10 protein-coding genes and 1 pseudogene are annotated in these 13,366 nt (G+C 41.5%); 9 read left to right on the plus strand and 2 right to left on the minus strand.

Annotated features, from left to right (window positions below):
- The 8 genes from O3636_RS02035 to recG all read left to right on the plus strand — a co-directional run bounded on the left by O3636_RS02035 (window position 1) and on the right by recG (window position 9,290).
- Complete coding sequence (locus tag O3636_RS02035; RefSeq protein ID WP_001235271.1) at window positions 1–651, plus strand: ATP-binding cassette domain-containing protein; 651 nt, start codon at window positions 1–3, stop codon at window positions 649–651.
- Between the two features lie 10 nt (window positions 652–661).
- The gene (locus tag O3636_RS02040; RefSeq protein WP_000940698.1) at window positions 662–952 is read left to right on the plus strand and encodes a hypothetical protein; all 291 of its coding nucleotides are present in this window, start codon (window positions 662–664) and stop codon (window positions 950–952) included.
- A gap of 145 nt (window positions 953–1,097) precedes the next feature.
- The gene (gene secA, locus O3636_RS02045) at window positions 1,098–3,611 is read left to right on the plus strand and encodes a preprotein translocase subunit SecA (RefSeq protein ID WP_050251536.1); all 2,514 of its coding nucleotides are present in this window, start codon (window positions 1,098–1,100) and stop codon (window positions 3,609–3,611) included.
- Window positions 3,612–3,691: 80 nt separating this feature from the next.
- On the plus strand, window positions 3,692–4,723 hold the full coding sequence (locus tag O3636_RS02050; protein WP_371641488.1) for a 3-deoxy-7-phosphoheptulonate synthase: 1,032 nt from the start codon (window positions 3,692–3,694) through the stop codon (window positions 4,721–4,723).
- Between the two features lies 1 nt (window position 4,724).
- On the plus strand, window positions 4,725–5,756 hold the full coding sequence (locus O3636_RS02055; protein ID WP_371641489.1) for a 3-deoxy-7-phosphoheptulonate synthase: 1,032 nt from the start codon (window positions 4,725–4,727) through the stop codon (window positions 5,754–5,756).
- A gap of 38 nt (window positions 5,757–5,794) precedes the next feature.
- The gene (gene acpS, locus O3636_RS02060; protein ID WP_371641490.1) at window positions 5,795–6,163 is read left to right on the plus strand and encodes a holo-ACP synthase; all 369 of its coding nucleotides are present in this window, start codon (window positions 5,795–5,797) and stop codon (window positions 6,161–6,163) included.
- The gene (gene alr, locus O3636_RS02065; RefSeq protein WP_371641491.1) at window positions 6,153–7,256 is read left to right on the plus strand and encodes an alanine racemase; all 1,104 of its coding nucleotides are present in this window, start codon (window positions 6,153–6,155) and stop codon (window positions 7,254–7,256) included. Before acpS ends, alr begins: the two co-directional genes overlap by 11 nt.
- A gap of 18 nt (window positions 7,257–7,274) precedes the next feature.
- The gene (gene recG, locus O3636_RS02070) at window positions 7,275–9,290 is read left to right on the plus strand and encodes an ATP-dependent DNA helicase RecG (protein ID WP_261127585.1); all 2,016 of its coding nucleotides are present in this window, start codon (window positions 7,275–7,277) and stop codon (window positions 9,288–9,290) included.
- A 559-nt stretch (window positions 9,291–9,849) separates the two neighbouring features.
- Here recG and O3636_RS02075 read toward each other — a convergent pair.
- Together O3636_RS02075 and O3636_RS02080 are read right to left on the minus strand one after the other, a co-directional pair.
- Window positions 9,850–10,764: an Rpn family recombination-promoting nuclease/putative transposase gene (locus O3636_RS02075; RefSeq protein WP_371641492.1), complete on the minus strand. Its 915-nt coding sequence runs from the start codon at window positions 10,762–10,764 to the stop codon at window positions 9,850–9,852.
- A gap of 141 nt (window positions 10,765–10,905) precedes the next feature.
- Window positions 10,906–11,456 (minus strand): annotated as a pseudogene (locus O3636_RS02080) (GNAT family N-acetyltransferase).
- 390 nt (window positions 11,457–11,846) lie between these two features.
- Here O3636_RS02080 and O3636_RS02085 point away from each other — a divergent pair.
- Window positions 11,847–12,827, plus strand: a complete 981-nt coding sequence (locus tag O3636_RS02085; protein WP_371641493.1) for an acetylxylan esterase — start codon at window positions 11,847–11,849, stop codon at window positions 12,825–12,827.
- Window positions 12,828–13,366: the final 539 nt, after the last annotated feature.

Consider the following 13,366-nt stretch of genomic DNA (forward strand, 5'->3'; position numbering starts at 1 on the left):
ATGAGACTTGAAATTATAAATGGACAGAAAATTTATGGGAAAAGACCTATTTTAAATGAGTTGAATCTGGTCTTTCAATCAGGAAATATTTATGGTCTTAAAGGTGATAATGGATCTGGTAAGACAGTTCTTTTAAAGATACTTGCTGGTTATATTAAGCTTGATAAAGGAAAAGTTCTTCAAGATGGGGAAGTCTATGGGATAAAAAATCATTATATTCAGGATGCAGGGGTTTTAATTGAAAAAGTCGAGTTTTTATCTCATTTATCCCTTAGAGAAAATTTGGAATTGTTAAGGTGTTTTTCATCTAAAGTTACGGAAAAAAGAATTGCCGATTGGATCCAATATTATGATTTACAGGAATTTGAAGACGTTGAGTACCGTCATTTATCCTTAGGAACGAAACAAAAAATGGCCTTGATTCAAGCCTTTATTGCCGAACCATCTATACTCTTTCTCGATGAACCTATGAATGCTTTAGATGAGAAGAGTGTGAGGTTAACCAAACAGGTCATTTTATCTTACCTGAAAAAAGAAAATAGTCTGGTTATCCTGACGTCACACATATCGGAAGATATTTCAGATCTTTGTACAGATGTATTAGTTGTCGAAAACGGACATATACAATATATAAAGGATATACAATCCTAGGAGGTAGCTTATGGCACATCTAAAATCATTTATTACACGCTATTCTAAGGTCTATATTGGTTTAGTTCTGTTGATCTGGATTGCTTTCTTCTTTCTTCCTTGGGGCAGTCCGATTCTGGGGGGAAAGATTGACCTCTTCAGCATACAGAAAGTCTTGCTAGTTTTTGGTATTCTGTCTATTTTGATGGCCTTGCTGTCCAAGAAAGTCAGTCTCTTTGTTTTTGGATTGATCTGCTGTTTTTCTCTTTGGATAAATCTATTTATCCTATTTGCGATTTTGCCGATTTTTGTTGGCAATTAAATCATCATAAAAGTCAGAGAGGTTAGCTTGGAAACTAGCCTCTTTTTCCTTTTCAAAATGGGGATTCTTCCTTGAAAATAATCAGTAATTGTGCTAAAATTAAAAGAACATTCTAAAATATTCGGAATTTAAAGTAAGGAAAAACATGGCTAATATTTTAAAAACAATTATCGAAAATGATAAAGGAGAAATCCGTCGTCTGGAAAAGATGGCTGACAAGGTTTTCAAATACGAAGACCAAATGGCTGCTTTGACTGACGACCAACTAAAAGCAAAAACAGTTGAATTTAAAGAACGTTATCAAAATGGAGAATCACTGGATTCATTGCTTTATGAAGCATTTGCGGTTGTCCGTGAAGGTGCTAAACGTGTCCTAGGTCTATTCCCATATAAGGTTCAGGTCATGGGGGGAATCGTTCTTCACCATGGTGACGTGCCAGAGATGCGTACAGGGGAAGGGAAAACCTTGACTGCGACCATGCCCGTATACCTCAATGCCCTTTCAGGTAAAGGGGTTCACGTAGTTACGGTCAATGAATACCTGTCAGAACGTGACGCGACTGAAATGGGTGAATTGTACTCATGGCTTGGTTTGTCAGTAGGGATTAACTTGGCTGCCAAATCTCCAATGGAGAAAAAAGAAGCCTATGAGTGTGATATTACTTACTCAACCAACTCAGAAATCGGATTTGACTACCTTCGTGATAACATGGTCGTTCGTGCTGAAAATATGGTACAACGTCCGCTTAACTATGCCTTGGTCGATGAGGTTGACTCAATCTTGATTGACGAGGCCCGTACACCTTTGATCGTATCAGGTGCTAATGCAGTTGAAACCAGTCAGCTCTACCACATGGCAGACCACTATGTAAAATCTTTGGACAAAGACGACTACATCATCGATGTGCAATCTAAGACTATTGGTTTGTCTGATTCAGGGATTGACAAGGCTGAAAGCTACTTCAAACTTGAAAATCTCTATGACATCGAAAACGTAGCTCTGACTCACTTTATCGATAACGCCCTTCGTGCCAACTACATCATGCTTCTCGATATTGACTATGTGGTGAGCGAAGAGCAAGAAATCTTGATCGTTGACCAATTTACAGGTCGTACCATGGAAGGTCGTCGTTATTCTGATGGCTTGCACCAAGCTATTGAAGCCAAAGAAGGTGTGCCAATCCAGGATGAAACCAAGACATCTGCCTCAATCACCTACCAAAACCTTTTCCGTATGTACAAGAAATTGTCTGGTATGACAGGTACAGGTAAGACTGAGGAAGAAGAATTCCGTGAAATTTACAACATTCGTGTTATTCCAATCCCAACAAACCGTCCTGTTCAACGTATTGACCACTCAGACCTTCTTTATGCAAGTATCGAGGCTAAGTTTAAAGCGGTTGTCGAAGACGTTAAGGCTCGCTACCAAAAAGGTCAGCCTGTCTTGGTTGGTACAGTAGCGGTTGAAACAAGTGATTATATTTCTAAGAAATTAGTCGCAGCTGGCGTTCCTCACGAAGTCTTGAATGCCAAAAACCACTATAGAGAAGCCCAAATCATCATGAATGCTGGTCAACGTGGTGCCGTTACCATCGCAACCAACATGGCCGGTCGTGGTACCGACATCAAGCTTGGTGAAGGGGTTCGCGAATTGGGTGGACTTTGTGTGATTGGTACAGAACGCCACGAAAGCCGTCGTATCGATAACCAGCTTCGTGGACGTTCAGGCCGTCAAGGAGACCCAGGTGAGTCACAATTTTACCTATCTCTTGAAGATGACTTGATGAAACGTTTTGGTTCTGAACGCTTGAAGGGAATCTTTGAACGTCTCAACATGTCTGAAGAGGCCATTGAGTCTCGTATGTTGACGCGTCAGGTTGAAGCAGCTCAGAAACGTGTCGAAGGAAATAACTACGATACTCGTAAACAAGTCCTTCAATACGATGATGTCATGCGTGAACAACGTGAGATTATCTACGCTCAACGTTACGATGTCATCACTGCAGACCGTGACTTGGCACCTGAAATTCAGTCTATGATTAAACGCACGATTGAACGTGTCGTTGATGGTCATGCGCGTGCCAAACAAGATGAAAAACTAGAAGCGATTTTGAACTTTGCTAAGTACAACTTGCTTCCTGAAGATTCTATTACGATGGAAGACTTGTCAGGCTTGTCTGATAAGGCTATTAAGGAAGAACTCTTCCAACGTGCCTTGCAAGTTTACGATAGTCAGGTTTCAAAACTACGCGATGAAGAAGCAGTTAAAGAATTCCAAAAAGTCTTGATTCTACGAGTGGTAGATAACAAGTGGACAGATCATATCGATGCCCTTGATCAATTGCGTAATGCGGTTGGACTTCGTGGCTATGCTCAGAATAACCCTGTTGTTGAGTATCAGGCAGAAGGTTTCCGTATGTTTAATGACATGATTGGTTCGATTGAGTTTGATGTGACACGTTTGATGATGAAAGCACAAATTCATGAACAAGAAAGACCACAGGCAGAACGTCATATCAGTACAACAGCGACTCGTAATATTGCTGCTCACCAAGCAAGTATGCCAGAAGATTTGGATTTGAGCCAGATTGGACGCAACGAACTTTGCCCATGTGGTTCTGGTAAGAAGTTTAAAAACTGTCACGGTAAAAGACAATAAAATGAGATAGTTTAGAGGCGGATACCTTGTGAAAAGTAAATTTTTACTTGGTATCCGTTTGCTTTATAAGGAGATGAGTTATGGTATTTACAGCAAAAAGTCCTAAAATCAATATTGAAGAAGTTCGTGCCTTATCAAAATTAGAAGGTCGGGCTTTGGAGAGAAAATCACAGCGTGATCAAGAGCTAGAAGCCATTATACGTGGAGAAGACCAACGGATTCTCTTGGTAATCGGGCCATGCTCATCTGACAATGAAGAAGCTGTCCTTGAGTACGCTAAGCGTTTGGCAGCTTTACAAGAAGAAGTGGCAGATCGTATCTTTATGGTTATGCGTGTTTATACTGCCAAACCCCGTACCAACGGAGATGGCTATAAGGGCTTGATTCACCAGCCTAACACGGCAGAAGCGCCTAGTCTTATCAACGGAATCAAAGCTGTTCGCCATCTTCACTATCGTGTCATCACAGAAACAGGCATGACAACAGCTGATGAAATGCTTTATCCTGAAAATCTTCCGCTAGTGGATGATTTGATTTCCTACATGGCAGTTGGTGCCCGTTCAGTTGAAGACCAGCAACACCGCTTTGTAGCAAGTGGGGCAGATTTCGCGACTGGTTTTAAAAATCCAACATCTGGAAATCTCAATGTCATGTTTAATGGGATTTATGCTGCTCAAAACAAACAGAGTTTCCTTTTCCTAGGAAAAGAAGTGGAAACAACTGGGAACCCGCTTTCGCACGCCATTCTTCGTGGAGCGATTAATGAGTATGGTAAGAATATTCCTAACTACTACTATGATAATTTGATGGATACCATTGCCCAGTATGAGAAAATGGGCTTGGAAAATCCTTTTATCATCGTGGATACCAATCATGACAACTCTGGTAAGCAATATATGGACCAAATTCGAATTGTCCGCCAGACTTTGATTAACCGTGATTGGAATGAAAAAATCAAGCAGTATGTTCGTGGCTTTATGATTGAGTCCTATCTAGAAGATGGCCGTCAGAACGAACCGGAAGTATTTGGCAAGTCTATCACAGACCCTTGTCTAGGCTGGGAAAATACGGAAGCCCTTGTCAGAGAAATCTACCAAACGCTAGGAGAATAAGATGGCATTTATTGAAAAAGGTAAAGAAATCGATATTGAAGCAATCAAGGCAGAAACCCAATTGTCTGCGGAAGCCTTGCGACTAAAGGAGCGTCGTGATAGAGAATTGGCAGACATCATTTCAGGAGAAGATGACCGGATCCTTTTGGTGATTGGTCCTTGCTCGTCTGACAATGAAGAGGCTGTCTTGGAATATGCTCACCGTTTATCAGCCTTGCAAAAGAAGGTGGCGGACAAGATTTTCATGGTTATGCGTGTTTATACTGCTAAACCTCGTACCAACGGAGACGGTTATAAAGGTTTGGTTCACCAACCAGATACCTCTAAGGCTCCAAGTCTGATTAACGGCTTGCAGGCTGTACGCCAGTTGCACTACCGCGTGATTACAGAGACAGGTTTGACAACGGCAGATGAGATGCTTTATCCGTCAAATCTGGTCTTGGTAGATGATTTGGTCAGCTACCATGCTGTAGGAGCTCGTTCTGTGGAAGACCAAGAGCACCGCTTTGTGGCTTCAGGGATTGATGCACCAGTCGGAATGAAAAATCCAACCTCTGGAAATCTTGGCGTCATGTTTAATGGCATTTATGCTGCTCAAAATAAACAGACCTTCCTTTTCCATGGTCAAGAAGTTGAAACTTCAGGAAATCCCTTGGCCCACGTCATCCTTCGTGGCGCAGTTAATGAATATGGGAAAAACGAACCTAACTTCTACTATGAAACCCTGCTAAATGCCATTGAACGCTATGAAGCCATGGGGCTTGAAAATCCCTTTATCCTCATCGATACCAACCATGATAACTCAGGAAAGCAATATATGGAGCAGATTCGAATTGTTCGCCAGACCTTGCAGAATCGTGATTGGAATGAGAAAATCAAAAAGACAGTTCGAGGCTTTATGATTGAATCTTACCTAGCAGATGGTCGTCAAAATCAACCAGAGGTCTTTGGTTGCTCTATTACCGATCCTTGTCTAGGTTGGGAAAATACAGAGGCCTTGGTAGAAGAAATTTATGCTACCTTGACAAAATAAGTGAAAAGGATGGAGTTGGGGAATCTCAACTCCTTTTGATGAGAATGATAGTTGGACACGGAATTGACATCGAAGAATTGGCTTCGATAGAAAGCGCAGTTACACGACATGAAGGATTTGCCAAGCGCGTGCTGACCGCTAAGGAAATGGAGCGATTTGCCAGTCTCAAAGGGCGCAGGCAGATTGAATATTTGGCTGGCCGTTGGTCGGCTAAGGAGGCCTTTTCCAAGGCTATGGGAACTGGTATTGGCAAGCTCGGTTTTCAGGATTTAGAAGTCTTGAACAATGAACGCGGGGCGCCTTATTTTAGTCAGGCACCATTTTCAGGAAAGATTTGGCTGTCTATCAGCCATACCGATCAGTTTGTGACAGCCAGTGTCATTTTGGAGGAAAATCATGAAAGCTAGTCCACATAGACCAACCAAGGCTCTGATTCATCTGGGAGCTATTCGACAAAATATTCAGCAAATGGAGGCTCATATCCCTGAAGGAACGCTCAAATTCGCAGTAGTCAAGGCTGATGCCTATGGTCATGGAGCTGTTGCCGTTGCCAAGGCGATTCATGACGATGTTGATGGTTTTTGCGTTTCGAATATTGATGAGGCTCTTGAACTCAGACAGGCTGGACTCAGGAAGAAAATCCTCATTTTAGGAGTTTCTGAAATCGAAGCTGTTTCTCTTGCTAAAGAATACGACATCACCTTGACTGTGGCTGGACTGGAGTGGATTAAAGCACTTTTAGATAAGGAAGCGGACCTAACTGGATTGACAGTTCACCTCAAGATTGATTCAGGAATGGGACGGATTGGTTTTCGAGAGGCTAGTGAAGCTGAGCAGGCTCAAGTCTTGCTCAGACAACATGGTGCTCGTGTTGAAGGAATCTTTACCCACTTTGCTACTGCAGATGAGGAATCAGATGACTACTTTAATGTCCAGTTAGAACAGTTTAAAACTATTTTGGCTAGTATGAAGGAAGTCCCAGAGCTGATCCATGCTAGCAATTCTGCAACGACTCTTTGGCATGCAGAGACTATTTTCAATGCAGTTCGTATGGGAGATGCCATATATGGCCTGAATCCTAGCGGAGTGGTTTTGGACTTACCCTATGACTTGAAACCAGCCTTGACCTTGGAATCTGCTCTGGTTCATGTCAAGACAGTTTCAGCTGGAGCTTGCATGGGCTATGGAGCAACTTATCAAGCGGATAGCGAGCAAGTCATCGCGACCGTGCCAATCGGCTATGCGGATGGATGGACACGAGACATGCAGAATTTCTCTGTCTTGGTAGATGGTCAAGCTTGCCCAATCGTCGGCAGGGTTTCGATGGACCAAATCACCATTCGTCTGCCTAAGCTTTATCCCTTAGGAACAAAAGTCACCCTCATTGGTTCTAATGGGGGCAAGGAAATCACAGCTACTCAGGTAGCGACCTACCGTGGGACTATTAACTATGAGGTGGTTTGTCTTCTCAGCGACCGCATTCCGAGAGAATATTATTAAAAAAGAAAGGAGTGGAGCATGAATCTACATCAACCCTTGCATGTCTTACCTGGTGTGGGACCAAAGTCAGCAGAAAAATACGCCAAATTAGGAATTGAAAACTTGCAAGACCTCTTGCTCTACTTTCCTTTCCGTTATGAAGACTTCAAAACCAAGCAAGTATTGGAACTAGAGGACGGGGAGAAGGCAGTCCTATCTGGTCAAGTCGTGACTCCTGCCAGTGTCCAGTATTATGGTTTTAAGCGTAATCGCCTGCGTTTTAGCCTCAAGCAGGGAGAAGTTGTTTTTGCGGTAAATTTCTTTAACCAGCCCTATCTAGCAGATAAGATAGAGTTGGGAGCAACCCTTGCTGTCTTTGGAAAATGGGACCGCGCCAAGGCTAGCCTGACAGGGATGAAGGTTCTGGCTCAGGTGGAAGATGACCTCCAACCTGTCTATCGCTTGGCTCAGGGAATCAGTCAGGCCAGTCTGGTCAAAGTTATCAAGACAGCCTTTGATCAGGGACTGGATCTCTTGATAGAGGAAAATCTTCCCCAGTCTTTGCTCGATAAATACAAACTCATGTCCCGTTGTCAGGCAGTTCGTGCTATGCATTTCCCCAAGGATTTGGCAGAATACAAGCAAGCCATTCGCCGTATTAAATTTGAGGAACTCTTTTATTTCCAAATGCAATTGCAGACGCTCAAGTCTGAAAATAGAGTTCAGGGAAGTGGTCTGGTCCTGAATTGGTCTCAGGAAAAAGTGACAGCAGTCAAAGAAAGGCTGCCTTTTGTCCTGACCACAGCTCAGGAAAAGAGTTTGCAGGAAATTTTGACCGACATGAAGTCGGACCACCACATGAATCGTCTTCTACAAGGGGATGTGGGGAGTGGAAAAACGGTAGTCGCTGGTTTGGCTATGTTTGCGGCAGTGACAGCTGGCTACCAAGCAGCCCTCATGGTACCGACAGAAATCCTTGCAGAGCAACACTTTGAGAGTTTACAGAACCTCTTTCCAGACTTGAAACTGGCTCTTTTGACAGGTTCCTTGAAAGCTGCAGAAAAGAGAGAAGTCTTGGAGACTATTGCCAAGGGTGAGGCTGATTTGATTATCGGAACCCACGCTCTGATTCAGGATGGGGTAGATTATGCTCGTCTGGGCTTGATTATCATCGATGAGCAGCACCGATTTGGTGTAGGGCAAAGGCGTGTTTTGAGAGAAAAAGGCGACAATCCAGATGTACTCATGATGACAGCGACTCCCATACCACGAACCTTGGCCATCACAGCCTTTGGCGATATGGATGTTTCCATTATCGACCAGATGCCAGCAGGGCGGAAGCCTATTGTGACTCGCTGGATCAAACATGAGCAATTACCTCAGGTCTTGACTTGGTTAGAGGGGGAAATTCAAAAAGGTTCTCAAGCCTATGTCATCTCTCCCTTGATTGAAGAATCAGAAGCTCTAGATCTGAAAAATGCTATTGCCTTATCAGAGGAGTTGACAGCTCATTTTGGAGGCAAGGCAGAAGTGGCTCTTTTACATGGTAAGATGAAGAGTGATGAAAAAGACCATATTATGCAGGAGTTCAAAGAACGAAAAACGGATATTCTGGTTTCGACAACGGTTATCGAGGTTGGGGTTAATGTTCCAAATGCGACAGTTATGATTATCATGGATGCCGATCGCTTCGGTCTCAGCCAGCTTCACCAGCTTAGAGGTCGTGTGGGTCGGGGAGACAAGCAGTCCTATGCGGTTCTCGTTGCCAATCCCAAGACGGATTCTGGGAAAGACCGCATGCGTATCATGACAGAAACCACCAATGGATTTGTCCTTGCGGAAGAAGATTTGAAAATGCGTGGTTCAGGTGAGATTTTTGGAACCAGACAGTCAGGTCTCCCAGAGTTCCAAGTGGCTGATATTATCGAAGATTTTCCGATTTTAGAAGAAGCCAGAAAGGTTGCTAGCTACATTAGTTCGATAGAAGGCTGGCAAGAGGATCCAGAATGGCGCATGATTGCCCTTCATTTGGAAAAGAAAGAACATTTAGATTAAGCTTTCTTTAGGGAAAACTTAAGCTAGCTTTCAGGTTTGACCCTTATACTAGAGTCATCAAAAAGAAACGAGGACTCTCATATGACAGTAACGATTAAAGTAAATTACCAAACCACTTTCCAAAAGAAAGAAGCAAAAAATTAAGATTGAACAGGAGAAAAAGGGCGGAGATGCTCTTTTTTCGTTTTTAAAAGCACAATTTATTGAATCTAAAATAGCACATTGCGGATTCTAAAAAAATTCTAGAAATTATAGTAGATTGAATCCGAAATAGTCCACCGAGTTTTCTAAAACGTTGCTAGAAATTAGCTTGAATTCCGCAATCAATTTGTTCAGTTTTTATTTCATTTAACTATAATTTGACTTTCCTAATTTCTTTGTTCATATCTTATTTCAATACACTATATCTTACTATTTCAGAGCCCACATCTAGCATAACTAAAAAAACAGATTCTTCCATCTATTACGGAAAAATCTGTCATTGATTAAATGATTTACAAAAACTCCAACCACGGCTTGCGAACCTTGTCTTTTCTGGTTTCTCTATATTTTTTAGTTCTTATTTATGATGCTCTTTCAATAGTTCTTCAAACTCATAGACAGTCATACTCAACTGTTGACTGGCAACTTCAGAAGGCAAAAGACCTTGACGGACTAGATTTAATAGCGTCGACAAACTCCCTTCAACTTTTCCTCGTTCAAGACCACGTTCTAAGCCTTTTTCTTCAGCTTGTTCCAAGGCATAGTCCTGTGCTAACAATGCTTGTTCTTCTCGCATACGTAGTTGACTAAACATTTTCCTGTCCTCCTCGGACCAGCTCTTGTAGTCCAGCAGTTGGTCTGCCTGGCTGATAGCTCGCTCGGGTTCTTGGGTAAAGGGTTTATTACCGAAAAACTCCAACCATGGTTTACGAATGCTATCTTTGCTGGTTTCTCTGTATTTTTTTAATTCCAAGAACGCCATCTTGACTAGGTAGTTTTCTTGTCCATTATTGGTGATGGTTAAGGCTTCACCTGTCGTGTCCTCTCGCATACTAAAGCTATGAAAAGCCAAGTCATCTGAGAAGTAGTTGCTATCGACAATTGCGATGGCATAAACGGGTGCGATGTGTTTGTAGCTCTGGTGTGTATCACCTTCTCGTTGGCGAATTTTCTCTAGGTTTTGGTTGACCTGGCTGCATAAGTAAGCCCACAAACGATTGATGAAAAAATTCTGATGATGAACTTGAATCTCAATAATTACTTGAGTGCCATTATCTAGTTCAGCCAAGACATCAATACTAGTGTAGAAATCCTGAGCCGAGTAGGGCAGGGAAGGCAATACATGAATATTGCTCCCCTCCAAAATGGTCACATTTTTGGCTGGCAAGTCCAGCATATCGCGAATAAATTGACAAGTGATTTCTGGATTGCTAAAGATTTTCTTAGCAACCAAATCGTTGGTCGGGCTGATGCCCGGATGTCTGAGAATCATCCATTCCCTCCTTCTATTATACCATATTTTAAAATCTAATTTTGCTAGATTCGATGGTTCTATCTATTTATTCGGAAAAAAGAGGATAAATGAAATAGTAAATAAAAAATAAGAACAGCGGATAAGCAATAAATTTTAAGATTATCTGTCTTCTCCGCTTATCTGATAATAAATAAGGTTCGCAATATAGCCTTTTCTCTCTACCCCATTTGCAACAGTCTTTAGATAGGACATCCAGTCTTATCCATAACATGACCTGAAGCTGGGTTGAGACTGGCATATCGTGCTTTGACTTTTTGAAAATCTGCTTGAGTAAAACAGAAGTCTAAGATAGCTTTTAAGGCCTCTGTCATAAGGCCACGACTCCAATAGTTTTTTCCTAAAACATAGCCAATTTCACAACTGGAATCATCCTCATTCATCTCAATGATGATGATATCTCCTATCACTTGATCTGGGTTTTCTTTGAATTAAATGGCCCATTTGTAATAGTTGGGATTAGTATAGGAAACAACCCAATTTCGGATCGAGTTTCGAGTGATTTCGACATTAGAATGGGGATTCCAAGTAACATAGGTCAGATTCTCAGCAGACGAAGCCCAATTTTGAAACATGGCTTCCGCATCACTCTCCACAAATCTTCTCAAGATTAAACGGTTTGTCTGTAATATTTGCGTACCTATTGCTTTCATGATGTTACCTCGCTTTCTGGTGTGTGATTCTCTATTCAATCTCCATTGAAACTATAGTATATCGAGATAAACTGTAGACAAATCAACTGGGGCATTCACATTAATTTCTAAAAATACTTTAGAAGTTAATTGGTACTATTCTAGATTCAATTTATTAGACTTTCAGTCAGTAGGTTTGAAGAAATAAAATCTAAATTCACTTTCTATATTATACTCAATGAAAATCAAAGAGCAAACTAGGAAACTAGCCGAAGGCTGTACTTGAGTACGACAAGGCGACGTTGACGTGGTTTGAATTTGATTTTCGAAGAGTATTATCCTTCTTTCTTGCATTGCTTCCCTAGATATGCTACAGTTGTGGTAGCGATTACAAAACAAAAGGAGTATATTATGAAAAATCCAGCTTTATTAGAAGAAATCAAGACTTATAAAGGACGGGATGAGGTTCCAGAAGACTTTGATGCTTTCTGGGATGAGGAAGTGAAAAAAGTTTCAACTCTTCCAGCCTACCAGTTGGAGGAAAGAGATTTCTGCATTCCTCAAATCAAGTGCTATGAGTTAACATTTGAAGGAACCAATGAAGGAAAGATCTATGCGCGCGTCGTTCTTCCAAAGAGTGAGGAGAAGGTTCCGATAATCTTCCATTTCCATGGTTATATGGGACGTGGCTGGGACTGGGCCGACATGCTGTCCTATACCGTATCTGGTTACGGTGTTGTCTCCATAGATGTGCGGGGCCAGTCAGGTTACTCGCAAGACGGCTTGCGTTCTCCTCTAGGAAATACCGTTAAGGGGCATATCATCCGTGGTGCTGTGGAAGGTCGGGATCATCTCTTTTATAAGGATGTTTATCTGGATATTTACCAGTTGGTTGAAATTGTTGCTAGTCTACCTGAGGTTGATGAGAAGCGACTTTCTAGCTATGGTGCCTCACAAGGTGGCGCTCTAGCCTTGGTAGCGGCAGCGCTCAATCCTCGGATTCAGAAAACAGTTGCCATCTATCCCTTCTTGTCAGACTTTAGACGAGTGCTTGAGATTGGTAATACTAGCGAGGCTTACGACGAACTGTTCCGTTATTTCAAGTTTCATGATCCCTTCCATGAAACTGAGGAGGACATCATAGCGACCCTTGCCTATATCGATGTGAAAAATCTTGCCCATCGTATCAAGGGTGAGGTCAAGATGATTACGGGCTTGGACGATGATGTTTGCTATCCTATTACCCAGTTTGCGATTTACAACCGCCTGACCTGTGATAAAACCTATCGCATCATGCCTGAGTATGCCCACGAAGCCATGAATGTCTTTGTCAATGACCAAGTCTACAACTGGCTATGTGGTAGTGAGATTCCTTTTAAATATGTGAAGTGATGAATGAGAGAGCATAGTAGCTCTCTTTTTGTATAGAGTCTAGTCAGTAAATATTCTAGTTCACATATACTTTGAAATTCATACTCTTCGAAAATCTCTTCAAACCACGTCAGCTTTATCTGCAAGCTCAAAACAGTGTCTTGAGCAGCCTGCGGCTAGCTTTCTAGTTTGCTTTTTGATTTTTATTGAGTATGAGTTTTTTTCTTTACCTTGGTGTAAAACAATTCATTTTCTATCTAGTTTGGTATAAGTTCTTTCAAGACATTGGAAAGCGTCTGTAAAATGTGTTATAATTTATAAGAAAATATACAGTTTCGCTACAAATGAACATTTATATATAAGTTTATGTATAAGATGGTTTTCTCATTAGGATAATATCTTGTAAAAACGATATTCCTGTAGATACAGTACTTAAATAGCATTTGTAAAGTAGCAAAATAGTCCATGTCTATTTTTATTATAAGAATCAAAGTAGAGAGTGTTATGCTAATGGAAACTGTAATATTTTATTTTTTAGAATATACTTGGATAAATTAATT

The organism is Streptococcus sp. 27098_8_76, assembly GCF_041432315.1.
In the GTDB taxonomy this organism is placed as follows: domain Bacteria; phylum Bacillota; class Bacilli; order Lactobacillales; family Streptococcaceae; genus Streptococcus.

Bases quoted from the DNA above. Each gene is read 5' to 3' on its own strand.
- O3636_RS02035 (WP_001235271.1), top strand. From the start codon at position 1: ATGAGACTTGAAATTATAAATGGACAGAAAATTTATGGGAAAAGACCT.
- O3636_RS02040 (WP_000940698.1), top strand. From the start codon at position 662: ATGGCACATCTAAAATCATTTATTACACGCTATTCTAAGGTCTATATT.
- secA (WP_050251536.1), top strand. From the start codon at position 1,098: ATGGCTAATATTTTAAAAACAATTATCGAAAATGATAAAGGAGAAATC.
- O3636_RS02050 (WP_371641488.1), top strand. From the start codon at position 3,692: ATGGTATTTACAGCAAAAAGTCCTAAAATCAATATTGAAGAAGTTCGT.
- O3636_RS02055 (WP_371641489.1), top strand. From the start codon at position 4,725: ATGGCATTTATTGAAAAAGGTAAAGAAATCGATATTGAAGCAATCAAG.
- acpS (WP_371641490.1), top strand. From the start codon at position 5,795: ATGAGAATGATAGTTGGACACGGAATTGACATCGAAGAATTGGCTTCG.
- alr (WP_371641491.1), top strand. From the start codon at position 6,153: ATGAAAGCTAGTCCACATAGACCAACCAAGGCTCTGATTCATCTGGGA.
- recG (WP_261127585.1), top strand. From the start codon at position 7,275: ATGAATCTACATCAACCCTTGCATGTCTTACCTGGTGTGGGACCAAAG.
- O3636_RS02075 (WP_371641492.1), bottom strand. From the start codon at position 10,764: ATGATTCTCAGACATCCGGGCATCAGCCCGACCAACGATTTGGTTGCT.
- O3636_RS02085 (WP_371641493.1), top strand. From the start codon at position 11,847: ATGAAAAATCCAGCTTTATTAGAAGAAATCAAGACTTATAAAGGACGG.